The following is a 26726-nucleotide window of genomic DNA, read 5'->3' as shown; positions in this document are numbered from 1 at the left end:
AATTCTCCCGATGTTTCCCTCTAATATCCGAAAATGCGTCTGGAGGGAACGAAAACGTGTTACTATCACGCCAGATAAGTGAGAGCTCACTCACTGGAAAGAGGAATTCATAAATGGAATGGGCAACGCAGCGGTTCCAGCAGCTAGATCCGGAGAAAGCCAGGCGGATTATCGATGCCGCAGTCAGCGAGTTCGCAACAAAGGGCTATGAAGCGGCGAACACCAACCGGATTGCTAAAGCGGCCGAAGTCTCCGTGGGATCACTGTTTCAGTACTTCAAATCCAAGGAAAATCTGTTCCGGTATGTGATTCACCTGGGAGCCGGGCTTATCGAAACCGATATTGGCGCAATTCTAAAAGCAGAAGTCAGCGGGCGGGAAAAAATCCGTAAACTGATGCTATTAACTGTAAACGCTTGCGAGGAATATCCGGAATACCAGCGGCTTTACCATGAAATCACCGCGATTGGGAATCAGGAGTTAACCCTGGATATCGCCCGTGAATTAGAAAGCTATACCGCATCTGGGCTACTCAAACTGATTAAGCAGGGGCAGGAACGCGGAGACATCCGCACGGATTTACCCGCGGAAGTCCTGGCCTTCACCGTGGATAACACCATGGTGATGATGCAATACTCACTATCTACCCCCTATTTCAAAGGGCGCTCCCAGCTGTACCAGATGGCACCCGCAAAAGAATTCGCCGAACAGATGACGGAAATGCTTTGGTCCACCCTAGAAAAGAGGCAATAATGTACTGCTTAACCTACGACGTGGGAACTACCGGCGTTAAAACCTGCCTATTTGAAGTCAGCGACCAGATTCGCCCGGTGGCCAGCGCCAGTGAAGGCTACGGGTTGCAAGTAGTTCCCGGGGGAGGCATTGAGCAAAACCCCGATGACTGGTGGGCGGCAATGGCTAGCGCTACCGCACAAATAAAGGCCCAGGCAGAAGCGGAGCTGGCGCAAATAAAGGGAATTAGCTTCTGTTCCCAAATGCAGTCCCTGGTGCTGCTAGACGAAGAGGCTCGTCCGGTACATCCTTCAATGTCTTATATGGATCAGCGCGGTGGCCGCCAGCTGCGAAAAATTGCTGGCCAGGCTCCCCGGATAGCCGGGATTAACCTGGTGAAACTACTGCGCAGTCTCTACCATACCGGCGCCGTGTCTGCCTCGGCGAAAGATCCGGTCTGGAAATATCACTGGATGAAAGAAAACCGGCCAGAGGAACTAGCCAAGGCTCACAAGTGGTTAGACGTTAAAGATGCGATCATTGCCCGGATGACCGGCGAATTTACTATGAGTGAGGACAGCGCGTTTTCTACGCTGCTGTACGATATCCGCTCAAAAGAAAAACGTTTTAGCCCCGCGATGCTGAAGATGCTGAAGGTAGACCCGCAGCTGATGCCGCCTATCGTGGCCTCCACCGATATTGTGGGGCCGCTCCGCCCTCAGCAAGCCCGCGAGCTCGGGCTAAAAGCAGGGGTGCCGGTCTTTTCGGGAGGAGGGGACGCTTCCCTGATACCGGTAGGTGCGGGGGCTGCTAGGAAGGGCGACACCCACGTGTATATGGGTACTTCCGGGTGGGTGGAAACCGTCACCGACAAGATCACGATTGATACTTCTGCCATGATTGCCACCGTGGTGGGTGCGATCAGCGGAGACTATAACTATTTCGCAGAAATGGAAACTGCAGGAAAATGCTTGGAATGGGTACGCGACCATCTTGCTAAAGATGAGATCCATATTTACCTGGATCAAAGAGATGTGTCGGAAGATCCCGAGAGCGAGTTCCATTCCCTCTACGAATACATGTCAACAGTAATCGACTCCGCACCCGCCGGAGCCGGTGGGGTGCTATTCGCGCCTTGGCTACACGGCAACCGCTGCCCCTTCGAAGACCCCAATGCTCGTGGCACCTTTATCGGAATTGGTTTAGAAACCGGGAAAACTGAGCTGCTACGCGCAGTGGCGGAGGGCGTGTGTTATCACGTGCGCTGGTTCCTGGAAACCCAAGAAAAGAAAATCAAGACTGCTCCCCGACTGCGGTTTGTAGGCGGCGGGGCACTCAGCCCGGTGACCTGCCAGATTCTGGCTGATATTACCGGGAAACCGGTAGACACCGTAGCCAATCCGCAAGATGTAGGAGCGGTAGGAGCAGCGTTGGTGATAGCCGCCGGATTAGGAGAAATACCTTCGTTAGCGGAGGCCTCTTCCCTAGTTCCGATTACCGCCTCCTATGAGCCGAATCCCGAATTTAAAGACCGCTATGACCAGATGTTTGCGGCTTTTAAAGATATTTATCCGGCAAACAAAAAGATTTTTGCGCGATTGGAGGCACTTCGATGAACTCGGAAGGAAATTTTCCCTCAACAACCGAGGGCGAACCAGCAGCATCAGCAAAAGCCCCCTTGCCCGGCGAGGCTGCTAAAGGCAAAGATGCAGCTATCCAAGCTCTAAAGTTCACTTTGCTGTCGATCTCTGCCGGGCTGGTGGAGGCGGCAAGTTTTGCTCTTTTAGAGTGGTTAACTCCCCTGCCCTACGCCTGGACCCACTTTATTTCCATTACCCTCTCGGTAATCTATAACTTCACCCTCAACCGGCGTTACACCTTCAAATCCGCCAATAACGTGCCGATTGCAATGGTCAAAGTCGCGGTTTTCTACGCCTTCTTTATCCCCATCACTATGTGGCTCGGGGCGCTGGCTGCCAGTGCAGGCGTCAACGACTTCATTATCAAAGGCGTAACCATGATCCTTAACTTCATTGGCGAGTTCGCCTGGTGGAAGTGGGTAGTGTTCCGCGGCACCGAAAACACCAACGACCTAGCACGTAAATAGCTGAACCATGCCAGGGCTGGGTACCGCTGGGGGCTGAAAAGCGCTCCGGGGACCCCGGTGAGCCTCTCTTCGCTCGGCTCAAGCCCCCTCTCACATCTTTTCAGCTCCCAGCTCAGTTATCCCCGTCGTTACTGGTGTAGTCAAGGTTGGCTGCGTAACGCACACTGATATCGTGACGCTGCCCGACAAAAAGCGCTCGGGGGACCCCGGTGAGCCTTGCTACGCTCGGCTCAAGCCCCCTCTCGCATCTTTTTGCCGGCCAGCCCGGATTTGCGCCCTAGATTGACTGGTACTTGAGACCGTCACCCGGTGACTCGGGATACATCGCGCGCCCCGCCTTGGTCGGCGCTCAGGGCGCAGGCGGCATAGAGTTTCAGGGCATCCGAAACTGTGCGTTTGCGGCTGCGTGGAGTATAGGGGTGAGGACGCTGCTCCATTTTTTCGCGGCGGCGATTCAGTTCTGGTTCGGGAACCTCTAGGGTTAAGGATTCGGCATTGACGTCGATAGTGATTTCATCTCCGTCCTCGATCAGGGCAATTAAGCCCCCATCAGCGGCCTCGGGAGAAATATGCCCCACCGAGATCCCGGAAGTGCCCCCTGAAAAACGCCCATCAGTGATGAGGGCGCATTTTTTGCCCAGACCCCGCCCTTTTAAGAACGAGGTCGGGTAGAGCATTTCCTGCATTCCCGGTCCGCCCGCCGGCCCTTCATAGCGAATCACTACTACGTGACCAGGCTTAACGCTATGGTCTAGGATTTTCTCGATGGCCTCTTCCTGAGATTCCATCACAATCGCTTTACCGCGGAAATGGTACAGGTCGCTGTCGATTCCGGCGGCTTTAATAATGGCACCTTTTTCTGCCAGATTTCCCCGCAAAACCGTAAGTCCCCCATTGGCGGAATAGGCGTGAGCGGTATCGCGGATACAACCACTGACCGCATCGGTATCCAGGTCTTTCCACTGGTTAGTAGTCGAGAATGGCTCGGTGGTGCGCACCCCTCCCGGAGCCGCCTTAAACAACTTTTCGGCCTTGTCTGTTGCGGAGCCGCCACGCACATCCCAATCGGCTAGCCATTTTTCTAACGAGGGCGCATGAATCGAGGTGACCTCGCGGTTTAACAGTCCGGCGCGGTCAAGCTCCCCCAGGAGGGCTGGAATTCCCCCGGCGCGATGTACGTCCTCCATATGGTAATCATTGTGGTTGGGCGCCGCTTTACACAGGCAGGGGACGCTGCGTCCTAGGCGGGAAATATCTTCCAAATCAAAGCGCACCCCGGCTTCGCGGGCAACCGCCAACAGGTGTAACACCGTATTGGAAGATCCTCCCATCGCCATGTCTAGACTCATGGCGTTAAGGAACGCCTCCCGGGAAGCGATTTGCCGCGGCAAAACCGCGTCCTCCTCCTTGCCATAGTAACGCTCACATAGCTGCACGATTAGCTTGCCTGCCTGGGTGAACAGGTCGCGGCGCGCAATATGCGTCGCCAGGGTAGAACCATTTCCAGGCAGCGCCAAGCCCAGCGCCTCCGTCAGGCAGTTCATGGAGTTAGCGGTGAACATTCCTGAACAAGAACCACAGGTGGGGCAAACCGCTTTTTCAATCTCGCTCAGCTGTTGATCAGAAATATTCTGGTCAGCAGTGGCATTCATTACGGTAATCAGGTTGCCGTGACCGTTTTGGGACGGTCCCACAATCATTTTGGGGTCGATTCCGCGCCCGGCCTCCATAGGACCGCCGGAGACAAACACCGTCGGAATGTTGAGCCGCATGGCGGCAATCAACATTCCCGGGGTGATTTTGTCGCAGTTGGAGATACAGACTAGGGCGTCCGCACATTGAGCATTCACCATATATTCCACACTGTCCGCGATAATCTCCCGGCTAGGCAAGGAGTAGAGCATCCCTTGGTGCCCCATGGCAATCCCGTCATCAATCGCGATGGTGTTGAACTCTTTTGCCACCCCACCGGCATCTTTAATTGCCTGCGCCACCAGTGGGGACACCTGGTTTAGGTGTACATGACCCGGTACAAATTGGGTAAAAGAGTTGGCAATGGCAATAATCGGTTTCCCAAAATCACTGTCACTCATGCCGGTTGCCCGCCACAGTGAGCGCGCGCCTGCCATATTGCGGCCGGCAGTGGAAGTTCTTGAACGAAGTGGATAAGCCATTTTCTCTCCCAAAATAATTGTCTGTAGTTGCGGGGTGCGGTTACGAAGAAGAGGGCGCGCGAGCTGGAATCCCGACCCGCACCCTAAGTGCGAGCGCAGCAGATTTTTCCGCCCGCGTCCTCAGCGCCGCTAGTCACAAAGCTGATACGTCCACCCGTAAGGATCGGGCGCTTCCCCATTTTGGATAGCTACCAGGCGCTGATGAATGCCGGCGGTGACCGGTCCACAAGGCACTTCCACCTCGAAATCATCGGAACCCAGCCGCCCAATGGGGGTTACAACCGCCGCGGTTCCGCAGGCAAATACTTCACTGACTTCACCGGAGCGAATATCTGCTACCAGCGACTTTAGAGAAATATCGCGTTCAAAAACCGGGGTGCCGCTATCGCGCAGTAGCCGGCAGATCGCTGAGCGAGTCCCGCCCTCCAGGATTACGCCAGTCAGGCGCGGGGTGTGTACTGAGCCGTCTTTGCGCACCACGAACACGTTCATGCCGCCCAGTTCTTCCAGGTTTTCTCCACGTTTGGTGTCCAAGAAACACACCTGTTCATAACCCTTTTCAGCGGCCAGATTTTGGGGTAGCAGCGAGGCCGCATAGTTGCCTCCACATTTCGCTTCCCCGGTTCCGCCGGGACCTGCCCGATGGTAGTGGCGGTCAACCCAAATGGAGACTCCTTTGGCTTCCCCGCCCGAGAAATAGGAGCCAGATGGAGAACCAATCACCAGATATTTCGCTTCACTGGCAGAATGTACCCCCAGGTAGGGCTCAGTTGCGATCATAAAGGGGCGCAGATAGAGAGAGGTGCCTGGCGCGGTGGGAACCCAGCGTTTATCGGCGCGCACCAAATCAACTACCGAAGCTACGAAGTCCTCTTCCGGGATTTCCGGTAGTGCCAGACGCCGCGCCGATGCATTCAAGCGCGCAGCATTATAACGAGGACGGAAAGCCCAGATCGAGCCATCTTTATGACGGTAGGCTTTTAGACCCTCAAAAACTTCTTGACCGTAATGGAACACTACAGCTCCTGGCGACAGGCTCAAGTTTTCGAAGGCCTGGACGCGGTGTCCGCTCCACCCTTCACCTGCTTTCCAGTCAACAACCGCCATGTGATCGCCGAACTTTCTGCCAAAAGACAAGGAATCCATAATCTCGCGGTATTCTTCCTCGCTGGCTGGATGCTGGTTGGGCTGCAAAGTAAAGCGTCCCGCCAATTCATCCGCGCTCGGCAGCGGTACTTGCGATGCTTCCTCTAACTTGGTTGGCACATGGGTTAAACCATTCTCGCTCATCATTATGTTCTTTCCGGCTCCTGGGAAGCCTATTCTGGGGTTTAAACTTTTTTCAAGGTCACTGGGTGACCAGTTTTTCTCAACAGAGTACGGATTTTCGTTCCACCCTAGAGGCGGGCAGCAATCGCATCTCCAATCTGGCTGGTACTGCGCTGCAAGGGGTGACCTTGCTCGGCGGCGAGGGCGCGCTCCTCCATATCGGCAGCTATCGCGGCACGGATATTGTCTGCCTGCTGCCCCGCACCCTCGTTTTCTAGCAGCATTGCTACTGAAGAAATCGTGGCCGTGGGATCCGCAATCCCTTTACCTGCGATATCGGGGGCAGAGCCGTGTACCGGCTCAAACATGGAGGGGAAGGTGCAATCAGGATTGATATTTCCCGAGGCCGCCAGACCAATTCCCCCAGTAATCGCGCCTGCCTCGTCGGTTAAAATATCGCCGAACAGGTTGTCGGTGACGATTACGTCAAACCGTCCCGGGTCTTGCACCAGGTAGATAGTAGCGGCATCTACGTGCGCGTAATCCCAGGTAACCTCGGGATATTCTTGAGCTACCTGCTCTACGGTTCGCCGCCACAGATGTCCGGCATGAACCAGCACATTATGTTTATGCACTAAGGTAACGTGCTGGCGCCGCTTGGCAGCCTGGGAAAAGGCAAAACGCACCACCCGCTCTACTCCAAAGGCAGTGTTTACGGAAACTTCGGTGGCGATTTCTTGATCGGTACCCACCCGAATCGCCCCGCCGTTACCGCAGTACAAGCCCTCGGTACCTTCCCGCACTACTACGAAATCGATCTCGCCGGGATTCGCTAGCGGAGTGGGGACTCCTGGATAGTAGCGAGCCGGACGCAGATTCACATAGTGATCCAGGCTGAAACGTAGCTTGAGCAGCAAGCCGCGTTCTAGCACGCCCGAGGGAACCGCGGGGTCTCCGACCGCCCCCAGCAAAATCGCGTCATGCTTTTTGATCCTGTCTAGCTCTGCCTCAGGCAGGATCTCTCCGGTCTCCAGGTAGCGGGCAGCCCCCAGATTAAACTCGGTTTTATCAACCGTGATTCCGCTACCCGTCAAGGCAGCATCCATGACCTTTAGCCCTTCGGCCACTACCTCTTTGCCAATCCCGTCCCCGGGAATAACCGCGAGTTTAATGGTTTTCTCCACAGTCCTTACTAACCTTCCTCCACGCTACCGTTTGCTGGTTCCCGAAAAGCGTTCGGGGGACCCCAGTGAGCCTTGCTTCGCTCGGCTCAAGCCCCCTCTCACATCTTTTCGAGAACCGGCTACAGCAGCTGCTGTGACGTCCAGGCTAAGTCCGCCCTTAGCGCTGCGCCTGCCCTTCTTGGTAGTCATCATCACTTTGATTCCACGAGAACATGGCACGCAGTTCGCGCCCCACTTTCTCGATGGGGTGGGCTTCTTCTGCTGCACGCATCTGTTTAAACTCCTGAGCTCCATTGTTTTGGTCATCGATGAAACGCCGCGCGAATGAACCGTCGCGAATATCGGACAGAATGTCGCGCATAGCCTGGCGGGTCTGATCGGTAATCACTCGCGGCCCCGACACGTAGTCGCCGTATTCGGCGGTGTCTGAACAGGACCAACGCTGCTTGGTGATTCCGCCTTCGTTGATCAGATCCACGATTTGTTTCATCTCGTGGCAAACCTCGAAGTAGGCAATCTCCGGTTGATAACCGGCCTCGGTCAAGGTATCGAAACCGGCTTGAATCAGGTGCGATACCCCGCCACAGAGCACTGCCTGTTCCCCGAAAAGATCAGTTTCGGTTTCCTCGGTAAAGGTAGTCTGAATTACCCCTGCCCGGGTTGCCCCCAGAGCTTTCGCATAGGCTTTAGTTACTTGCCAGGCGTTACCGGATTCGTCCTGTTCCACCGCGATAACTGCCGGAGTACCGTAGCCAGCCTCGTAGGAGGCACGTACCTTGTGACCGGGTCCTTTCGGAGCCACCATACATACGTCGTGGCCAGCACCGGGTTGAATGTAACCGAAACGGATATTGAAGCCGTGGGCGAAGAAAAGCGCGGCATCCGGTTTCAGATTCGGGGAAATCTGCTGCGCATAAACCGTCCGCTGCACCTGGTCGGGAGCAAGAATCATCACGATATCCCCTTCGGAGGTTGCCTGCTCAATCGATTTGACCTCGAGACCCTGTTCTTTAGCTTTTGCTACCGAGGACGAGCCTTCCCGCAGCCCCACGACTACCTCTACCCCGCTGTCCCGCAGGTTGAGGGCGTGGGCGTGACCTTGCGAACCGTAACCGATAATGGCAACTTTCTTACCCGCGAGTGCGGCCATATCCGCGTCAGTGTCGTAAAAGATTTCAGCCATTGTTACTTCTCCTTTAGTTGATCTGTGATTGAACGCGGGCCACGGCCAATGGCGACCGCCCCCGATTGCACGATTTCGTTGATACCGTAAGGCGCTAAGGTCTCCATCAGTGCCTCGAGTTTCGATTGCACCCCGGCAGCTTGGATGACCAGGGATTCGCGGTGAACATCTACTACCGAAGCGCGGAACAGATCCACTATCTGTAGCACTTGGGAACGGTTGTCTGCATTCGCTTTTACTTTGAACAGCACAAACTTGCGGGTAACCGAATCCTGGGGGTGTAGCTCCACCACTTTCAACACGTTTATCAGTTTATTTAACTGTTTAGTTACCTGCTCAAAAGGCAAATCTTCTGCATCTACCTGTACGGTTATCCGCGAAATCGCTGGTTCTTCGGTTTCTCCGACCGCTAGGGAATGAATATTAAAGGCCCGCCTGGTAAACAGGGCAGCTACCCGTGCAAGCACGCCGGGCTGGTTTTCTACCAAGATGGAAAGGGTGTGGCGATTATCCATCACTATCACTCCTCATTTTCCCAGACCGGGCCCTGCCCGCCTGCATAGATAACATTGCTATTTGATTCCCCGGCCGGCACCATCGGCCAGACCTGGGAATCGGTAGAGACGCGAAAATCAATCACCACCGGACGATCATTGGTTTCCATCGCCTGCGTGATTACCTGGTCAACTTCTTCTTTGGTGCGAGCCCGCAAACCTAGCGCTCCATAGGCTTCTGCCAGTTTCACGAAGTCGGGAATATCTTTGCCGCCTTCTCCGTCTTGCAGCAAGGTGCCCGAAAAGCGCGAGTCAAAGAACAGTTCCTGCCATTGATGCACCATTCCCAGCACCGAGTTGTTAATAATCGCCACTTTAATTGGTAGATTCTCTAAGGTGGCGACCGCGAGTTCTTGATTGGTCATCTGGAAACAACCGTCCCCGTCAATCGCCCAGACTTGCGCCCCGGGGTTAGCTACTTGCGCTCCAAGCGCCTCGGGAATTGCTACCCCCATCGTCCCTAAACCAGCGGAAGTGAGGAAGCCGCGCGGGTTCTCATGTGGCAAAAACTGCTGTGACCACATCTGATGCTGCCCCACGCCAGTGCAATAAATGGCGTCCTTACCGACCATTTCCCCGATCCGTTTGACCACATATTGGGCGGGGAGGAGACCGTCATCTGGTTCATCATAGGCAAGCGGGTAACGCTCACAGATGTAATCCAAATGGTGCTTCCAACCGGAAATGTCCCGCGGGTTACGCTGCATTTCCTCTTTAACTTTCGGCAGTAGTCCCTGTAGGGTCTGCCGCAGGTCTCCCACTATCGGTATATCCGCTACCCGGTTTTTGGAGATTTCCGCGGGGTCAATATCGGCGTGAATCACTTTCGCATCCGGAGCGAAAGCATCCAGGCGCCCAGTTACCCGGTCATCGAAACGTGTCCCTAACGCCACCATCACGTCGGCGCGCTGCAAGGCGGTCACTGCCGGCACCGTACCGTGCATTCCCGGCATTCCCAGACAATGGGGATCCGAGGACGGGAAGGCTCCCTGCGCGGTCAAAGTCAGTACCACCGGGAAATCGGTAACTTCCACCAGTTCCTTTAGCTCTGCCGTCGCTTCGGCCGCCAACGCTCCCCCACCCACATAGAGGACGGGGCGCTCTGCCTGCGCCATCAACTTCGCAGCGGCTTTTATTTGCTTAGCGTGTGGTTTACTCGGCACCTTATATCCGGGTAAATCCACTGTTACCGGCCAAGAAAAATCAAGTTCGCCAACTTGGGCATTTTTGGCAATATCTACCAACACCGGGCCTTTACGGCCAGTAGAGGCCAAATGGAAGGCCTTCGCCAAAGTAACCGGAATCTCTTCCGGCTCAGTTACCAAAAAATTGTGTTTGGTAATCGGCATCGACACTCCGACTACGTCAGATTCTTGGAAAGCGTCAGTACCGATAGCACTAGCAGCCACCTGCCCCGAGATTGCCACCAGAGGCACCGAATCCATATGGGCATCCGCCAAAGCGGTCATCAGATTGGTGGCTCCTGGCCCCGAAGTTACGATTGCTACTCCGGTTTTCCCGCTCGAGAGTGCATAACCTTCCGCCGCATGTCCCGCGGCTTGTTCGTGACGCACAATGATCTGGTTGATCTGCGAGTCATAGAGCGCATCGAAAACCGGCATGATTGCCCCGCCGGGTAAACCAAACACATCGGTCACTCCCAGGCGTTCCAGGGTAGCGACCACCGCCCGCGCTCCACTCATCCTTTTGGGAGGAGGCGCCGCGCCCGGTGATTGCTCCTTGTTGCTCATCGTTTTCCCCGTTCTGGTAAATATTTCTTTGATTTTTATAAATAAAAAAGCCCTAGGTGCTGTTACCTAGGGCTTGCTACGTCTCGAAACGATTTTAGACGTGTCTAGCCCTCCCTGGTACCAGCAGTACTAGGGCGACTAGCTCAATAATTCGTTTCGTCATAACAGGCTAAACTCTACGTCTCACACCCTCTGCACTGGGCTTCGTCTCACGTTTTGATACGCGAAGCTAAGTTGACCTACCGGACAAGTATCGATTTTCACCGTAATGGTGACCCACTCCTCCCTATTTTCACCTCTTAAATGGACTTTGGTCTGACAATCTTAGGAGAGGCTATGACAAGATGAATACTGTCTTATGGCTTTACAAGGAGGAACCGTGCAGACAGTCTTCCAATACCTGGCAGAACAGCCGGTACTTGTACTTTTCGGGTTAATCGGGATCGGGATGTACCTGGGTCATTTCCGGATCAAAGGAATCGGTTTGGGGGCGGCTGCCGTCCTCTTCCTAGCGATCGGGATCTCTGCCTGGGGCACTTCCTATGGCGTGGATATGGTTTCCAAATTCCCGCATGAGTTCGGAAAACTCGGTCTGGCTCTATTTGCTTTTGCTATCGGGATAAACTCGGGTAATTCTTTCTTTGCTTCTCTGAAGAAATCTTTAGGGATTATGGCCGCTACTTTCGCGGTGTTAGCCGGCGGGGGCGTAGTTGCCTGCCTGCTAGGCAAAATCGCGGGAATGGATGCGGCCACTATCGGCGGTACTTTTGCGGGCGCAATTACTAACACCCCCGCTCTAGCTGCTGCCGGCGCGGCCTCTGGTGATGAGCAGTCGGCAACAGTTGCCTATTCCATTGCCTACTTGTTTGGCGTTTTCGGAATGCTAATCGTAGCTACTTTAGCTCTCAACTATGGCAAGAACGATAAAGACCGCCCCGCATCTTTGGTTTCTCGCACGGTGCGAGTTGAGCGGGATGACCTCCCTTCGGTGCGCGATATTCGTGCCCATGTTGGCGAAAACGTGCGTTTTTCTCGGCTTCGGGAAACCGAGGACGGGCCGATTGTGCGCCCCACTGCCGACACTAAACTCGGTAAAGGCTGTCTGGTGACCGTGGTTGGTCCGCAGAATTTGGTAGTTGAAGTGGTTTCTGAGTTGGGGCATGATTCCTCTATTTCCCTTGCTGCCGACCGGCGGGATTGGGACTATCGCCGGATAACTATTTCTGATCCGAAGCTGGCTGGACGCACTTTAGGGGAGCTTGGCCTGGAGGACCGTTACCAAGCGACTGTGTCGCGGGTACGGCGTGGCGACACCGATATGTTAGGGCGCGCTGACCTGGTACTTCAGATGGGAGACCGGGTTCGGGTTGTGGCGCCCACCAAGAACCTTAAAGAGCTATCTAAGTACTTTGGGGACTCTACTACCGGTTTGACCTCTATTAACCCGGTAGCTTTAGGTATTGGTATGGTTTTGGGACTGCTAATCGGCGAGTTCCCCATCCTTACTCCTAGTGGCGAATACTTCACGATTGGTTCTGCAGCTGGAACGCTGCTAGTAGGGCTGGTATTTGGCCGAGTAGGACGGATCGGCCCCTTCCCCACCGCTTTGCCTTATACCGCCTGTCAGGTGCTTGCCGAGTTTGGTCTGCTGGTGTTCTTGGCACAAGCCGGGTATAACGCTGGCGGACAGATTATGAAAGCCTTTACCTCCGGGGCTTGGCTAGGGATTCTACTGGTAGGTATGGCAGTTACCCTCACCGTAGGCTTCGGTTTGTATTTCGTGATGCGCTACGCGTTCAAGATGGGTGGAACCCGCCTATCTGGTCTATTGGCTGGGGCGCAAACTCAGCCGGCCGTCCTCGCCTATGCGAATAACCGCACTAACTTTGATCCGCGAGTGGCGCTTGGTTACTCCCTGGTTTACCCCTTGGCGATGGTGGGTAAGATCCTAATCGCGCAAATCATCGGTGGCCTGTAGCCTGTCGATACTTTAGTTTTACAATGCGTCAGCCCGGTCAGGGCTGGCGCATTGTAATAATTATCGCCCCTGATTTAACTCTTTCGTCCTGGATACTTGCGGAGGTGCGGGGAGATAATTATTTTATGAAGCAAGGATCCACCCAAAATAACATCGGCGCAGAAAAAAGCGAATCGTCCGCAGAAGACGCTTTACAACAGTCCAAAGGGGATACTCTTAATCCCCACGGTAGCGAGCATGACGAGCTTCGCGCCTTACGCGACCGGCTAGCTGCCCAATCTGGAGTAGTAACCCACCTGGGACGCACTCTGTTAGCGGCGGGTGCTAGTGCCTATCTGGTTAAATTTTCGATGGCCAGACTGGCCAACGCTGTCGGGATTGAAGCGCAACACTCGCAAGTAACTTTTTCCGAGATAGTCACCTCGGTTTATGCGCATGGAACTTTCCGAACTGAGTCTCATGAGCAACGTACATTCGGGACTAATGCTGCGCGACTAGATGATTTACGCCTGTTTGTACGCGCTTTAAAACCGGGGCTGCTAGTGGAGGACGCCCAACAGCGTATCGACGAAATTGTCCACCGCAAGCCACCTTATCCTGCCGTTATTAACTGCCTAGCCTCCGGGGTTGCCTGCGCAGGCTTTTGTTTCCTTAACCGGGGCGGACTGGTCGAATGCTTAGTGGTGGCGATTGCGGCTCTTTGCGGACAGATATTGCGTCGCGCGATGCTAAAACGTCACGCCAACCATTTTGGGGTGTGGATGCTTTGTGGTCTGCTTGCTTCCTTGATCTACATGGGAGTTAGTCAAGCACTGGTGTTGACTGGGCTGGTTTCGGTTGGCCACCCGCAAGGAATTATTTCCGCAGTATTGTTTCTGGTTCCAGGATTCCCGCTGGTAACCGCGATATTGGACTTGGTAAGAATGGATTTCCTAGCCGGAATTTCCCGCATGACCTACGTTATTATGCTGGTGATTTCAGCCGGAATATCGGTTTGGATGATTGCCACCTTATTTCAGTGGCATATTGACCCACCCACGGCTTTCCCGGTCACCGGAGTAGCTCTATACTTGCTGCAATTTACCTGTTCGGTGGTGGCTTCTTTTGGTTTCGCCGTGCTGTTTTCCATCCGCCCGCAAGTGGCAATTTGCGCTGCCCTGGTTGCGGGATTTGCCAATGTGGGACGACTGTTTCTGGTGACACAGGGAATGCTACCGCAGGCAGCCGTAGGTCTGGCGGCTTTAACTATTGGGATCGTGGCACATTTTATTTCTCGCCTCAGCGGTTTCCGGTTCTCCCGTACCTCACTGACAGTGCCCGCAGTGGTGATCATGATTCCCGGAGTGCCCCTCTACGCCGCGATTACTCACCTTTCGAATGGTGATATTCCCCAAGCCACCGCCGCTCTTGTCCAAGTGTTTTTTGTGGTTTTATCCATCGGAGTGGGGCTAGCGATTTCTAGAATGCTCACTGATCCCGGCTGGCGGATTGACCGTGATACCGCACAGCCCCGGCTGTTGGAAAAAACTGGGTGGAATGACGGCAATCGCCGTTTCCAGATGCGCTGACTAATAGTTGGAGGGGGTCGCTGACGATCGTCAGCGACCCCCTCCTGATTTTCTGGGTTTATTACCTGTTCCTAGGCATCTAGGCCACGGGCTATAGACTAAAAACCAACTGTTCTAGCTAGCTACTAGTCACTAAAAGCAAATAATCGGCAACTACGGCGACTATTTTTCCCGAGGAGTCGCGGTGGCATCCAGGCGAATAACCCCATAAGTCCAGCCACGACGGTGATAGACCGCGCACGGTTGCATGGTTTCGGAATCGATAAACACGAAGAAGGGATGTCCCACCAGTTCCATTTGGTAAAGCGCCTCACTAACAGTCATCACTGATGCTTCGTGTAGTTTTTGCCGCACCACCACTGGAGAATCGCCTAATTGGCTTTCATCAGCTACCCCGATTTTCCTCTCGCGCGCAATATCGGGAGAAAACTCATCATCTTTCGGGGTGACCGCCTTCGCCGCATCTTTCAAATTGAGTTCCTCAATCTTTAAAGGCTCTTCTTGACGGTGCGAATCCCGGTGGCGGCGATGATCCTTAGCCCGGTCACGGGCGCGCCGCAGCCGCTCATATAGTTTGCCACAAGCAATATCTACTGAGGCGTAACGGTCAGAAGAACTGGCCTCAGCGCGAATAATCGGCCCCTTTCCGAAAACTGTCAGTTCCACTTTCTCGGAAGTATCCGCTTGCCGCTGATTTGGTTCGTGAGTGAGTTCCACATTTACCCGCTGAACCCGCGGATAAAACTGTTCAACCTTAGCGACTTTTTCCTCGGCATATTGGCGGAAATTGGGGTGGATTTCAGCGTTTCGTGCTTCAACGATAATTTCCATTGGTGTCCTCCAGGGCACAGTATGGGGATCAAAGATCCCGAATCGATGCGATCCGGATCATTCCGGTCGCGGTGATTGCAGCTACCACCCCCTTTCGCCCATCTTTGGGCTTTTCAAGTACCAAAATTTTACCGCATTACCGGGAATGATTAAGGGGTTTTGAGGCTGCCTTCCGCTACGCTAAATGAGAACACTGCTTTCACCTGTGCGTGTTCCCCATTTATTACCCGAGCTGCCTCCCGAATGGTCGCTCCCGTGGTAATCACGTCATCGACTAGCAACACTTCCTTACTAAAATCAAAATCTGCCCCCGCTGCCAGCCGCATACTTCCTGTCCGCCCGCGAACCCGCTCCTCAAAACTGCGTCCCGCCTGCTTTTTACTACCTGCTTTGAGCTCTAACAAGCCCGATAACCCTACTGATACCCCTTCGGCCTCCAATGAGGAGGCAATTCCGGCAGCCAACCTGCCAGCGGTAGAAGAGATCGCAGTTTTGCCAAACCGAAAAGTTGACGGCACAGGACATACTATAACCGGCCTCCGAAAACTGGCAGCGAGGCGCTTACCGGCTGCCGCTCCAAAAAAGAGTGGTAGCTCTTGGTAGTAGGCAGATCGCGAGTGCTTCATCGCCAATACAACTTTGCGAGCTGAGCCCCGGTAAACGCTGAGAGTCCAAATCTCATTTATACCTGCATCAAGGGGAATAGCTGAACTAACTGTTATGGGAGCGCGCAAAAATATCCCTCTACACCGATCACATAACCGGGTATCCAACTGCCCACAACCGGGGCAACTCTCCGGAAATATCAAGGTAGAAAAATCTCGATAGGTTTTAGCCACCTGCGCTCCGACTAGAGTAGATAATTTTTGAGGATGGCTGGAAAGAAGATGGTCTGCCATAGATACAGCTTGCTAGCTTCAACTGCAGTGATGTTTTCAGAAAATAATTCTCTCTGGAAAACTTGGAGCGCTTGGCCTTGGGAACCAAAGCACCTGAAACCATCAAAGCTAAGAAAAATCTGAAACTAGACGCGAGCTGATGTTAACGCTAACTGCTTGCCGCAAATGCGGGATAAGAAACCCCATTTCCGAGTACCCGCCACGACTGTTGGATATGCCCCAGCCGCGTTCCTAGCTCGTTAACTACCTGCACATTCCCGTTGGAAGGATTGGGCACCAAGTATTGAGACTTCGGCGCCGCCTCAAAGGTTTCATCATACGAGTTCACCGCCAGCACCTGTATTTTCGGGTTACCTCCGGACTGTAGAACTGCTACCTGGCCCGAATCAATCCAAGCTGCCGAAGCTACCTCAGACAAGATATCGGTACCTAGCTTGCCCACCTTTATCTGGGTAGGGGTACCATCTTCTGCTCGGATCACGGTTGCCATTCTACCTTGGAAACTGTATCCCACCTGCCATAAGATTAGGCCGCGCACCCCGGGAGCACTGAGCGCAAAAAACGGGATTTTCCAGTTTTCACCCTCAGAGATTTTCACTCGCGCCACCTGAAAATGGCTATTTACTGCCACCATATCCCCGGGTTTGGAAGCGTCCCCAGTCCATGCCCAGCCCCAAGGGTCAACTTGCGGAACCCGCAGATTCTCGCCTCGGTAAAGAACCTGGGGGGCTTTTCCGCGTTGCAAGCGTACCAGTTCCTTGCCTCCGCGAATCGCTACCTGAAAATCAGTGCCGACTGGCCCGGGAGTGGGCCAAGTAATTTCCCCGCCCAAGTCTTGTGCCGTTGTAAATACCCCGGAGCGGGTATCGGATTCCTCGATTACCGCCCCATTCTTAACCCCCAGCATCATCTGTTTCTTTACCGGGGCTGACTGCTCAGCAGGATCCGGTAGAGCTTTACCGTTTTGCGAAACTGTAACCTCATCAATCCCAGCAATCCCCAATAAAGTGGCATTTACTTGCTGATATATCCTTGCCATTTCCGTTTCAGAACGTAATCGCAAAGTGTCGGGCAGTTCGACCATGGCTTTGCGACCTTGCATAGTAACCAAGTTAGAAGGAATCTTGGTGATCGGCTCTGTCGCACTCACCGCACCTTCAAGATCAATGGTAGGGGCAGAAAACAGTGCCGTCAGCAAGTATTGGGCAATGTTCTTACGCGGCACCCACCGGGGATCAGGAATTAAAAAGTGATGATCACTCGACCAGTAGTAAACGTTTCGCTTCGAATAAGCATTCTTAAACGCCGTATTGGTTAACACCACTCCGTCAGGCAGCGAACTGATCCGCCACTGGCCGCCCTCCTTCGTCAACTCGTATTTAACGGTTTCCTCTTCCCGGAAACTCTGCCTCATTCCCACTTTGTTGACCCGCAATACCGGTTGTCCACTTCCGGTAGCCAATTTCGATCCATCAGCAAAAACTATTTTTAGTTCCGTCTTCGGTTTCAGCACGGTTACTTGAGTTTTCGGTTGCCAACTGCGCCGAGTACCAGAGGTTAGGAACTGTTTAGCAATTCCAAAGTCATCGTAAGTACCTGCGGCACAGGCCTGTTGGAAATCCGCCAGTAGTTTTTCGGGAGTTGATCCATCAATCGGTCCCGTAGCCAACTGGGCGAGCGGGTTACGAGAATCCGGATTCACCTCGCCTTCATGCACCGGCCCGGCGTCAGGAAGGGATGCACAAGCCGCCAAAGTGAAAGCTAGGCAGGTACACAGGATCCCCAAGCGAAGCCGCTTCCTCTCGCTGATTTTCCCATTTCTTAAGGTTTTCGAGGACGCAGCAGACTTTCGCAAAGACGCGGGTAAATCTTTTCGCCACCTCCGCAGCAATTGCTTTTCCCAATGCCGAAGCTCACGACTAAACCAGTTCATTGAGTCTCTGCCTTTCCCTCCGGGCTGGTTTGCGCAGCATCGTCACCTTCCAGATTCTTAATCCGCTCTTGAACATCAATCACCGTGTCGGGCGCTGGCATATGCGGCAATGGCTGAGCGGCAGTTGACTCTTTCATATCGGCAGGCATCTCAGCCGGCATTCGGGGTAGGCTGTCTGCTGCACTCACGGGAATTTCCTGCTGAGGGCTGTCACTCGCCTCCAAGTGGCGCACTTCCAAAGCGGTATCCTCTAGATCCTCCGACAAAATAATGTCTTCTGGGTGGTCGATAGCCCACTGGGAGCGAGCGGTAATCAAATCCTGGTTTTCAACTTCTTCTGGCAAATCCGCAATTTCTTCTCCCTGCTGGCGGGGCAATAGCAGAGTAAAAGCAGAACCTTGCTGGGGGCAGGATAAAACCGTGAGTAACCCGGAGTGCAAAGCCGCGTCCTCGGCAGAAATTGCGAGCCCCAGGCCGGTACCGCCAGTGGTACGTTTGCGGGAAGGATCCGCCCGGTAAAAACGATCAAAAACATGTTGCGCAACCGCGTCAGTCATACCGGCACCATGATCGCGGATCTGCAAAGCCACTGCGGTTTTTGAACCGGCGACTGTAACCTTCACTGGTTTACCTTCCGCAAACTCGATCGCGTTCACCAGCAAGTTTTGGGCAATCCGGCTGACGCGAGTTTCATCTACCTGCGCCACGGTATCCCCGTAGGTTTCTAAAACTACCTCTACTCCCATGTTTTCTGCCAGAGTGCGATTAGATTCTAGAATTCCACTCGCTAAAGAACCCAGATTTACCTCGGATAATGAAAGCTTGGCCACGGAGGCATCAATTCGGGAAATCTCAATGAGATCCGCCAGCATTTTGTCGAAACGGTCAACTTGGCGGTGCAGAATCGTGGCGGAGCGGGCATTAGTCGGCGAAAGCTGGTCGCGTTCATCATAAATCAAATCGGACGCCATCCTAATAGTGGCTAGCGGGGTACGTAGCTCATGGGAAACATCAGATACAAATCGCTGCTGTAAAGTTGACAGCTCTTCATAGTCGCTAATCTGTTCTCGCAGATAGCTGGCCATATCGTTTAACGCTTGGGATAACTGCGCTAACTCATCCCTACCGCGTACCGGCAGCTGAATCTGCAGATTACCGGCCGAGACTTTGCGCGCTGCTTTTGCTGCTCGCCGCGCAGGCGCCATAGTCGAATAAGAAACCGCTGCCATCAGGACTGTTAACACCCCGAGCAGCACCACTGTTCCAAAAATTAGTACCTGGTTCACCATATAAATGGTTTGTTGCTCATAGGCTAAGGAATAGACCATATAGAATTCATAGCTACCCACCAAAGGTAGAAACACTCGCGAACCCACAATGATACCGGGAGTTTTCTGCTCTTGCGAGTTTTTCAAAGACACTGATTGCCAGTGAAGTCCGCCCTTTTGCTCAACCGCTTTCCGTAACTGCGGAGTGATTAAAACGCGTTGTTCCGGGTCAATAATTTCGTTGATCGCCAGGGGGCGAGTCTCATTTGGATCCCGCAGCAGCATCGCTCCTACCCCGCCTGCACCGGTCAAGGCATCTCGTTGATCTGACATTAAGGTATAGGCCGCATCTTGTACCCCACTGACGGAATCGGTCACCGTGGCATCAAAAGCAGATTGCAAACTTTCTGTGCGCAAAGATGCATCTTGCAGCACAATATTTAAACGTTTTTGAAAAACCCCATTAGATACATGCGAGGTTACGGAAACAATCAAGATGATCATCATCATCGCGGTGGCTAATGCCATTAGTGCGGTTAGTCGCGCAGAAATCGAAGACAGAAAAAAACGCACTATCGGCCAGTTCGCGACTTGGTTTCCCAGGGCGCTAAAAGCCGATCGCCATTGTTTGTCCCGCAGCAATCCCCAAAAGCTGCCGGACGATTCTTTGACCGCTGCCTCCTGGGCTGGGGGTTGGCTGCTCATAGCCGCCTAGTTGCCTCCAGCACGGTAGCCAACTCCTCGCACGGTGCGCACAATCTTGGGATGTTCCGGGTCTTCTTCAATCTTGGCTCGCAGCCGCTGCACGTGCACATTCACTAAACGAGTATCAGTATTCGCGTGACGGTATCCCCAAATATCTTCTAATAATTCTTCCCGGCTAAAAGCTTTCCACGGCGAGCGCGCCAAGGTTAGCAATAAATCGAATTCTAAAGGAGTCAGATCGATACGTTCATTGCCACGGAAAACTTCGTGAGCCGCCACGTTGATATGAAGATCACCCAGATCTACGTCCTCGTCCTGACCCTCGCTAGTACGTCCCCGCAACCGCGCTTTAATCCTGGCTACCAGTTCTTTGGGTTTAAAAGGTTTGGGGATATAGTCATCGGCTCCCGCTTCTAGCCCTGCCACCACATCGGCTGTATCTGATTTAGCGGTGAGCATGATAATCGGCAGATCGGATACGGTGCGAATCTGTCGGCAGATTTCCACTCCGTCTTTGCCGGGCAGCATCACGTCTAACAACACCAAATCCGGTTGACTTTCCTGAAAAATATCAAAAGCCTGATCACCGTGATGACAAAACACTGACTTATAGCCCTCGGTTGACATCACAATGCCCACCATCTCTGCAAGTGCCTCATCGTCGTCCACTACCAAAATTTTCACGGTCATGAATTCTATTGTGCCACGCCGATGCATTTTTTGGCGCTATTGCTAGGCTGTTGCTTTATTTATAGGCTCGATCGGTAGAATCTATGTCTGACCTATTGGCTGGTTTAATCCGGCAATCCTCCCGGTAGGAGGCGTAAATGTCCACGGCGCTGCTCTTGCACTTTACGACGCTCCGCAGTCAGTCCCTGTTTAACGCTCGCATCGTACTCGTGCCCCACATGTCCGCTGCCTCCACTGGTGGCTTCGGGGCTCAGCCGCCCATCCCAGTTCTTATTTACTTTCGCAGTGGGAATATGTCGCCGCTTAGAAGCTTCCCGCACCACATTTGCTAAGGCCTCTAAATCGTCATCACTGGGCTCGGCAGGAGTAAACTCACTGGCTAACCGAACAACCTGCCAACCCCGAGGAGCGGTCAAATTGTTTGCGTGTTCGGCGCAAAGATCATAGGCGTGCGGTTCTGCCTGGGTAGCAAGGGGGCCGAGGACAGCAGTGGAATCCTTATACACATAGGTTAAAGTAGCGGCTGCCACCTGGTTGCAGCCATTTTTTGAACAAGATCTAGTTACCCGCACAATTGCACGTTAGCGGCGCGGGAAATAAAACCCAAGTCTAACTCGCGGTAAGGTGCGTTCTCGTGAGGGGTTTGACACGAAATAGGCGAGATCGCCACGGACGCGGGGCGCGCGGAGTGACTTTCTTGCCGATGATCCCAGCTTGGAGGACGAGGCGGGAAAAATTTGATCAGCTGGTAGTGGATTTGGCTACCCAGGCTACCCGCAAGCATGAGGTAGTAAACCGTATCGAATTTGGGGTGGAAGATATTCCTCCTTCGGATCCGGCTGACTGGGAATCTCCACAGGCGGTCTTAGGACGGTTATTTCCCGCAGATAAGGGCGGGAAGCTGGCTACTAGAATTGTGGTTTACCGCTTGCCGATCCAGTGGCGTTGTCGCAGCGGTCAGGAACTAGAACAAGCAGTTAAAGCGGTGCTGGCGGAACACCTCAGTACTGAAATTGGCTGTTTACCCGAAGAGGTATTTCCCGGATACTTCTAGTTATTAGCGCAAGAATTTTTCGAACAGTATATTTGGGATACTGTTAGCCAGGATCTACCCAATTGAGACCCCTATTAGCGGCTAGGGGTTAGTTTTTACTGTAATCGCAGCTATTTCCCTAGCTGCTTTCCCGACCCCAATAGTTCGAAAAGTTCCGGCAGGATCTCCCACCAGCTGACCGGCGTGCAGCGCAGTTTCACTTTGCCATTGCCAAACACCCGCAGGTACTTTCACTAAGGTCAACACGCCCGGTTTTACCGCTACCTCCTGGGTTTTCCCGGCGGAAGATAAAACAATTTTTTGTTCTTTCCCGCTTTCGAAAGCCAGATTAGCCGCCTGTTGATTACTCAGCACTGCTCCCGAAGTACTGGGCGGCACAGAGGGATAAACTGCCAGCGTATCCTTCTTTGCATAGGTCTCCGGGGCGAAGACCGCCGCCACTACCGGTTGATCTGATTGAACCTTGACCGCAGCCAGGCCGTCTTTTACTCCTGCCAGAGGAATATCGAAAACTGCTTCTGTCGCGACCTGCAACTTATTGGGGGCGGGCACCGGGGTTTCCCCTTTTACATCCAGGAGGGATACCTGCAAATTCGCCACTTCCCTACTAGGATTAAGCACCCGCAAACTGGATTTACCAGTAATTTTAGCTGCTGGAATCAGCACTTCTTGGGAAGGGGCGGCTAGAGCCGGCGAATGCACAGCGCCAGCCTTTTGGGCTCCAGTCGCCAAAGTGGAACTGACCCAAGAGCTCACCCCCTTCCCCTCGGCCTCTACTAGCACCCCGAGCCGGTTATACCCGGGAGCTTGCCCATCTAAAACCAGAGAGGTACTAGCGCGGGCAGGGATATTTTGCGTGACTTTAGCCGCCAAGGGACCCTGTTCCGTCCAAATCTGAATCCGAGCAGTAAGAGGCGCTCCGGACGGGTTAAGCAAATGCAAAGTAGAAGCATTTCCGGTGGTAGTGCCGGGAGTCAGAAAATAGGCGCGATTAGTGGGGGCAGCGCACAGGCCCGCGAAAAATCCGTTCTCGTCCTCTTTCCCGTTGCTGCTAACATATCCCAAAGCAGCGGCATTTTTACCTGCTACTGGTTTCACCTGTAGTGTCAACCCAGATTTGCCCACTGAGTGAGCAGCGTCCTTTGCCAGCGCGTTCCCGGATGCATCGGTTAGCGGCGCAGATCCCGTTTCCGAGATCCCTTCCACCCAGGCCTTCGCGCCCTCTCCGGGCAAAGTCGGGCAGATAACTTGCTGGATTCCTGCCGGAACTGCCACCTCGCGGCCGCTATTAGTAGGGATGGAGGTGGCGGGAAGCGTTTTGGGAATCAGCAAAGCAAGCGCCAAGGCAGCTAGCAGAATCGCTAGCGCCGAGAACAGGGAAACCACAGATTTAAAGGCGGGTTTTTTCATTTTTGTTTCCTCCTGTCCCCCAAAGGCAGGCAGGTGAATGCAGCACCTAGGTAAACCAGCAGGAATAGTCCTATCACCAGATAACGTCCTGGACTAGCCAAGTTCACCTGGAGATTTCCGGACCCGCCGGCCGGAATAGTAAAACTTTGGAGCCCTCCCTTAGATCGAGCCTGAAGATCCCGCCCAGCTATTTGGGCTTTCCAGGCCGGCGAAGCTGATTCTGCCAGTAAAAGCTCACGTTTCTTCGGGGAGGGCGCGAGAGACTTCTTTGCACTTAGCACTGCTGCCGGAACCGTTTCTTGGCGCTTTCCGTCACCGATTCTCACTCGCGCATCGGAGCGAGCGGGAATAAAACTGGAAGTGTCCAGGCGCCACACACTGTAATCATCATTGGTAGCTACCGGATGAAAATAGCTGGAAGAGATGAGTTTGGAGTCCAGTCCGTCAGCGGCGGCTTGCTTAGTAACCAGTAACTGTTCTACCGCTAAATCTGCGCACTTGGTTGCAGCTTGACGGTCATTTCCCGCTACTAGCGCCGTCAGCACCCCACTTTCGGGGGAAGTATGTTGGGCAGGGGATTGGGTTCGAATCTGCCAGTTGGTGGCCAGTAGTCCCGGTCCGGCTTCCCGGCGCATCGCCACCTGGTAGCGATCCCCGTCTTTATCTATCAGCAGCATCCGGGTTCGTTTTTCCGATGCCGATAAAATCGAAAACGCGACTGGTGAGCGGTCAGAACCGACCTGCAAGGGAGTATTCGCCGAGGGCAGCGCCCAGGTAGCTATGGTAGCCAGAGGAAGTACCAGCGCCAGCGTAACTAAGCTTGCCAGCAGGTAACGAAGCCGTTTGGGAGGCTGGATCGCACTCCATCCCAGCGAGGTGGACACCAGTAGTCCCATTAGCGCTACCGAAAACACCGAAAGCAGCCAGGGACTTTGTCCGGGAGCCACTGTTTGTGTCAGCGCAAGCATTCCGATCACCACGCTTGCCAGGGTAAATACCCACGCTATACGGGTGGCCAGTAACTCTCGTCCGGTAAATAAAGCTCCGACCGCGGCTATTGCCACGCAACTGAGAGCAGCTATTCCAAGATATAACGGAACGCCAGATAGTATTTGCCCCCAAAGCTGCAGCTGAGAGCGAATTGCTATTGGGGTAGACGCCGAGGGCGTCAGGAATAGATATGCTCGCATGCTATGGGTGCGTAACGCCCAAATAAGAGACGGTAACAGCGTTACCAACGCGGGAACCAGTATCGCTAGACCGCCCCCTAGGTACGCACAGCTACGCCGCCAGGGTAAATGCTTCTTTACCGTTACGCTCAGGCTGCAAACTAGCACGAAGACTAAAGCAGCTAACCACAGCCAGGGGGCGGCGGCGTTCACCACTACTAGAGATAGCGCTGCAAGGCCTGCGGGGAGGCGGCGCGAATAGTTTGGTAGATAAGTCTCTGTTCCCAGCACTCCCGCCAACAGGTAGGGACGTCGCAGGTCAAAGAACGAAATAATTCCCCATACTGCCAGAGGAAGGAAGACATGGCCGAGGACAGCAGCAATATTTCCTGCCTGCACACTAACCAAGAACGGCAGCGCTGCGCCCCAGCTAAGAGCGATCAGGGCACGCACCGAATTTACTCGGGTTAGGGCTGCCGATGCCAGCCAGGCACCCATTCCCGCGCCCAGTGGGGACAAAACCAGTAACCAACGCAATACGGTGGTGGGAGCAATGCCGAAAATAGCGAAAGGCGCGGTAATAGCCAGCAGCGGATAGGCAATCGGATCCGGGAGGCCGATAATCCCCGTAGAAAAAGTACGCCAAGAATTGGTTGCCAATATCCAAAAGTCATGCCAGCTTCCGGGCAGCACACTCCAGAATCCTCCGTGCATTCCACCAAGGAAATCTCGCATCCCGAAAAGACTAATACTAAGGAAGAAGAGGGCGAGTAGCCACGCGATGATTTGGGCGTGCCAAGTTACCTTGTCCAACTGGGATTTCGCTACTGTCCCTAGTTTGAGCACTTCCTGTCCGCTTTCGCGGTCTACCCGCCGAATCAGACGCCGGTTTTCCCGTACCCTGCTAGTTGGTACTTCCAGGCGGGCAAGTTCGCGCCGCGAGATCTGGGATTGTCGCCGCTGAATCCGCCGCGCCGCCAGGATTTTCCCTAACGATCCCCATACTCGGTTCGCCGCCTTGAGCTCTATTGCTGCTCGCTGACCTGCAGAGCGTAGCACCCACATCAGGGCTATCATCAGCGATTTTAGAGGTAGTAAACAAAGCCATAATGGCAGAAGCACCGAGCTGATAGTTAGGGCACGATAGAGGTACTTATCGGCGCGCCGCTCCGGATAGGAGTTTTCTTTTTCCCGGGGAGCCTCTAGAACCAGTGGGGTAACCGGAACCGGATCATAAACGTAAACTGGCTGGTGAGGAACGGGAGCATCCGGTTCTGCCAGTTGCCCATCCTCTTCAGTTTCCAGCTGTTCGTAATCCTCAGTGGCGTTTTCCTCTTCCCCTTGGATACGCTCTTTTTGTCGATCCTCCTGCCTGCTCCCCATTGGTGATGACGGCGCCTGCGCTGTCAACAGATTTTCCGTTAGCGGAGCGGACTTATCCGCTGGCGTTTCCACCTGGTTGCCTACTCCGGGAGACTTTGTATCCTGCTTCTCCTCGGTATTTTCGTTCCTGGTATCGGCAATCCCACTAGCGGAGTCTTGATGCTCCAGATATTCGCGTAACCCGAAGAGTCCGGCTTGCGCGTGGTAAATACGGGCTGCTGGCACCAGGCAAACGCGGTAGCCAGCCATGCGTGCGCGCCGTCCCAGTTCTAATCCTTCAGTAAATTTTCCTAGCAGAGGGTTAGTGCCCCGCAAACGATCCCAAAGCTGGGCTTTTATCAATAGTCCTGCGGTTCCTACCGCCAGCACATCACTGATACCGTCATATTGCCCCTGGTCAACCTCGCCCGGATCGAAAGGAGTAAGGCGCTCGCCGCCCCGAGTAGCGTGGATACCTACCGAGGCCAGCGTTTCCGGTTTATCCCAATCCAGGGCTTTCGGACCGGCAATCCCCAGGGTAGTCGAGTTCTCGAACACTTGGACAAGTTGCCCCAGACATTCCGGGTCAGGGGCAGAGTCATCATGCAGCATCCACAGATAGTCGACGGCCTCCAGATTGTTGGCGCGGGCAAGGCGTACTGCCTGCCCCAAATTATTGGCTTTTACCTGGGAATAATGTAGAGGCGCGTAGGGACGCAGCTGAGCGGGAGTGAGGGTAGTATCAGCGGCAGTATCTACGACTACCAGGGAGGTTACGGGGTAACGGCATGCACGCAGCGCGGTTAAAGTCTGTTTCAGGTAGGGACTAAGACCCCGCGTGGCGATAAAAACCTGAACGCTGGGATGCTGGTAGGAAGCGGTTGGTTCAGAGGCACAGGCCACTGG

20 protein-coding genes are annotated in these 26726 nt (G+C 54.0%); 6 read left to right on the top strand and 14 right to left on the bottom strand.

Going from position 1 to position 26726, the window contains the following annotated elements; translation table 11 throughout:
* Nucleotides 1–113 precede the first annotated feature (113 nt).
* From ACZ5BI_RS01180 to ACZ5BI_RS01170, 3 genes are read left to right on the top strand one after another with little or no spacing between them, the layout of a single operon-like run.
* Nucleotides 114–752 carry a TetR/AcrR family transcriptional regulator gene (locus ACZ5BI_RS01180; protein WP_307737999.1) on the top strand — a complete coding sequence of 213 codons (639 nt, stop codon included), beginning with the start codon at nucleotides 114–116 and terminating at the stop codon, nucleotides 750–752.
* Nucleotides 752–2347: a xylulokinase gene (locus tag ACZ5BI_RS01175; protein WP_464896434.1), complete on the top strand. Its 1596-nt coding sequence runs from the start codon at nucleotides 752–754 to the stop codon at nucleotides 2345–2347. Before ACZ5BI_RS01180 ends, ACZ5BI_RS01175 begins: the two co-directional genes overlap by 1 nt.
* Entirely contained in the window at nucleotides 2344–2838 is a 495-nt protein-coding gene (locus ACZ5BI_RS01170) for a GtrA family protein (protein WP_316098626.1), read from the top strand. Before ACZ5BI_RS01175 ends, ACZ5BI_RS01170 begins: the two co-directional genes overlap by 4 nt.
* Before the next feature lie 302 nt (nucleotides 2839–3140).
* Here ACZ5BI_RS01170 and ilvD read toward each other — a convergent pair whose 3' ends face one another.
* The 6 genes from ilvD to ACZ5BI_RS01140 all read right to left on the bottom strand — a co-directional run bounded on the left by ilvD (nucleotide 3141) and on the right by ACZ5BI_RS01140 (nucleotide 10953).
* Nucleotides 3141–5012, bottom strand: a complete 1872-nt coding sequence (gene ilvD / locus ACZ5BI_RS01165) for a dihydroxy-acid dehydratase (protein ID WP_316098628.1) — start codon at nucleotides 5010–5012, stop codon at nucleotides 3141–3143.
* A 129-nt stretch (nucleotides 5013–5141) separates the two neighbouring features.
* Nucleotides 5142–6305: a branched-chain amino acid aminotransferase gene (locus ACZ5BI_RS01160; RefSeq protein WP_464896433.1), complete on the bottom strand. Its 1164-nt coding sequence runs from the start codon at nucleotides 6303–6305 to the stop codon at nucleotides 5142–5144.
* 104 nt (nucleotides 6306–6409) lie between these two features.
* The gene (locus ACZ5BI_RS01155; protein WP_412585506.1) at nucleotides 6410–7465 is read right to left on the bottom strand and encodes a 3-isopropylmalate dehydrogenase; all 1056 of its coding nucleotides are present in this window, start codon (nucleotides 7463–7465) and stop codon (nucleotides 6410–6412) included.
* A gap of 157 nt (nucleotides 7466–7622) precedes the next feature.
* The gene (gene ilvC / locus ACZ5BI_RS01150; protein WP_278620072.1) at nucleotides 7623–8648 is read right to left on the bottom strand and encodes a ketol-acid reductoisomerase; all 1026 of its coding nucleotides are present in this window, start codon (nucleotides 8646–8648) and stop codon (nucleotides 7623–7625) included.
* A gap of 2 nt (nucleotides 8649–8650) precedes the next feature.
* Nucleotides 8651–9163, bottom strand: a complete 513-nt coding sequence (ilvN, locus tag ACZ5BI_RS01145; RefSeq protein ID WP_316086499.1) for an acetolactate synthase small subunit — start codon at nucleotides 9161–9163, stop codon at nucleotides 8651–8653.
* 5 nt (nucleotides 9164–9168) lie between these two features.
* Nucleotides 9169–10953 (bottom strand): acetolactate synthase large subunit, encoded by a 1785-nt coding sequence (locus ACZ5BI_RS01140; RefSeq protein WP_316086501.1) that lies wholly within the window; start codon nucleotides 10951–10953, stop codon nucleotides 9169–9171.
* Between the two features lie 379 nt (nucleotides 10954–11332).
* Between ACZ5BI_RS01140 and ACZ5BI_RS01135 the strand changes: the two genes are divergently transcribed.
* Nucleotides 11333–12931: an aspartate:alanine exchanger family transporter gene (locus ACZ5BI_RS01135; RefSeq protein WP_412585511.1), complete on the top strand. Its 1599-nt coding sequence runs from the start codon at nucleotides 11333–11335 to the stop codon at nucleotides 12929–12931.
* Nucleotides 12932–12954: 23 nt separating this feature from the next.
* Complete coding sequence (locus ACZ5BI_RS01130; RefSeq protein ID WP_464896432.1) at nucleotides 12955–14499, top strand: threonine/serine exporter family protein; 1545 nt, start codon at nucleotides 12955–12957, stop codon at nucleotides 14497–14499.
* 162 nt (nucleotides 14500–14661) lie between these two features.
* Here ACZ5BI_RS01130 and hpf read toward each other — a convergent pair whose 3' ends face one another.
* From hpf to ACZ5BI_RS01100, 6 genes are all read right to left on the bottom strand, one after another.
* Nucleotides 14662–15330, bottom strand: coding sequence for a ribosome hibernation-promoting factor, HPF/YfiA family (gene hpf / locus ACZ5BI_RS01125; RefSeq protein ID WP_024059505.1), 669 nt, complete (start codon nucleotides 15328–15330; stop codon nucleotides 14662–14664).
* A gap of 149 nt (nucleotides 15331–15479) precedes the next feature.
* A complete protein-coding gene (locus tag ACZ5BI_RS01120; RefSeq protein WP_316099143.1) occupies nucleotides 15480–15848 on the bottom strand; it encodes a ComF family protein in 369 nt (122 codons plus the stop codon).
* Nucleotides 15849–16377: 529 nt separating this feature from the next.
* Nucleotides 16378–18162, bottom strand: coding sequence for an LpqB family beta-propeller domain-containing protein (locus ACZ5BI_RS01115; RefSeq protein ID WP_316087188.1), 1785 nt, complete (start codon nucleotides 18160–18162; stop codon nucleotides 16378–16380).
* Nucleotides 18159–20135: an MtrAB system histidine kinase MtrB gene (gene mtrB / locus ACZ5BI_RS01110; RefSeq protein ID WP_464896431.1), complete on the bottom strand. Its 1977-nt coding sequence runs from the start codon at nucleotides 20133–20135 to the stop codon at nucleotides 18159–18161. Before mtrB ends, ACZ5BI_RS01115 begins: the two co-directional genes overlap by 4 nt.
* A 6-nt stretch (nucleotides 20136–20141) precedes the next feature.
* A complete protein-coding gene (mtrA, locus tag ACZ5BI_RS01105; protein WP_038109247.1) occupies nucleotides 20142–20825 on the bottom strand; it encodes an MtrAB system response regulator MtrA in 684 nt (227 codons plus the stop codon).
* A gap of 104 nt (nucleotides 20826–20929) precedes the next feature.
* Nucleotides 20930–21397 carry a DUF3499 domain-containing protein gene (locus ACZ5BI_RS01100; protein WP_278611409.1) on the bottom strand — a complete coding sequence of 156 codons (468 nt, stop codon included), beginning with the start codon at nucleotides 21395–21397 and terminating at the stop codon, nucleotides 20930–20932.
* A 71-nt stretch (nucleotides 21398–21468) separates the two neighbouring features.
* Here ACZ5BI_RS01100 and ACZ5BI_RS01095 point away from each other — a divergent pair, with 71 nt between their 5' ends.
* On the top strand, nucleotides 21469–21879 hold the full coding sequence (locus tag ACZ5BI_RS01095; protein WP_464896430.1) for a metallopeptidase family protein: 411 nt from the start codon (nucleotides 21469–21471) through the stop codon (nucleotides 21877–21879).
* Between the two features lie 81 nt (nucleotides 21880–21960).
* Here the strand turns inward: ACZ5BI_RS01095 and ACZ5BI_RS01090 are convergent, their stop codons facing one another.
* Both ACZ5BI_RS01090 and ACZ5BI_RS01085 read right to left on the bottom strand, forming a co-directional pair.
* Nucleotides 21961–23289, bottom strand: coding sequence for a DUF5719 family protein (locus tag ACZ5BI_RS01090; RefSeq protein ID WP_316086401.1), 1329 nt, complete (start codon nucleotides 23287–23289; stop codon nucleotides 21961–21963).
* Nucleotides 23286–26723, bottom strand: a complete 3438-nt coding sequence (locus ACZ5BI_RS01085; protein WP_464896429.1) for a glycosyltransferase — start codon at nucleotides 26721–26723, stop codon at nucleotides 23286–23288. Before ACZ5BI_RS01085 ends, ACZ5BI_RS01090 begins: the two co-directional genes overlap by 4 nt.
* Between the last annotated feature and the right edge of the window lie 3 nt (nucleotides 26724–26726).

Source organism: Varibaculum sp. GTC20041 (assembly GCF_055387755.1).
The sequence above is the reverse complement of the archived record's forward strand: the minus strand, read 5'-3'. Positions and strand labels throughout refer to the sequence as shown.

Excerpts from the sequence above, each read along its gene's own strand:
- ACZ5BI_RS01180 (WP_307737999.1), top strand. The coding sequence starts at position 114 with ATGGAATGGGCAACGCAGCGGTTCCAGCAGCTAGATCCGGAGAAAGCC.
- ACZ5BI_RS01175 (WP_464896434.1), top strand. The coding sequence starts at position 752 with ATGTACTGCTTAACCTACGACGTGGGAACTACCGGCGTTAAAACCTGC.
- ACZ5BI_RS01170 (WP_316098626.1), top strand. The coding sequence starts at position 2,344 with ATGAACTCGGAAGGAAATTTTCCCTCAACAACCGAGGGCGAACCAGCA.
- ilvD (WP_316098628.1), bottom strand. The coding sequence starts at position 5,012 with ATGGCTTATCCACTTCGTTCAAGAACTTCCACTGCCGGCCGCAATATG.
- ACZ5BI_RS01160 (WP_464896433.1), bottom strand. The coding sequence starts at position 6,305 with ATGATGAGCGAGAATGGTTTAACCCATGTGCCAACCAAGTTAGAGGAA.
- ilvC (WP_278620072.1), bottom strand. The coding sequence starts at position 8,648 with ATGGCTGAAATCTTTTACGACACTGACGCGGATATGGCCGCACTCGCG.
- ilvN (WP_316086499.1), bottom strand. The coding sequence starts at position 9,163 with ATGGATAATCGCCACACCCTTTCCATCTTGGTAGAAAACCAGCCCGGC.
- ACZ5BI_RS01140 (WP_316086501.1), bottom strand. The coding sequence starts at position 10,953 with ATGAGCAACAAGGAGCAATCACCGGGCGCGGCGCCTCCTCCCAAAAGG.
- ACZ5BI_RS01130 (WP_464896432.1), top strand. The coding sequence starts at position 12,955 with ATGCGTCAGCCCGGTCAGGGCTGGCGCATTGTAATAATTATCGCCCCT.
- hpf (WP_024059505.1), bottom strand. The coding sequence starts at position 15,330 with ATGGAAATTATCGTTGAAGCACGAAACGCTGAAATCCACCCCAATTTC.
- ACZ5BI_RS01115 (WP_316087188.1), bottom strand. The coding sequence starts at position 18,162 with ATGAACTGGTTTAGTCGTGAGCTTCGGCATTGGGAAAAGCAATTGCTG.
- mtrB (WP_464896431.1), bottom strand. The coding sequence starts at position 20,135 with ATGAGCAGCCAACCCCCAGCCCAGGAGGCAGCGGTCAAAGAATCGTCC.
- mtrA (WP_038109247.1), bottom strand. The coding sequence starts at position 20,825 with ATGACCGTGAAAATTTTGGTAGTGGACGACGATGAGGCACTTGCAGAG.
- ACZ5BI_RS01090 (WP_316086401.1), bottom strand. The coding sequence starts at position 23,289 with ATGAAAAAACCCGCCTTTAAATCTGTGGTTTCCCTGTTCTCGGCGCTA.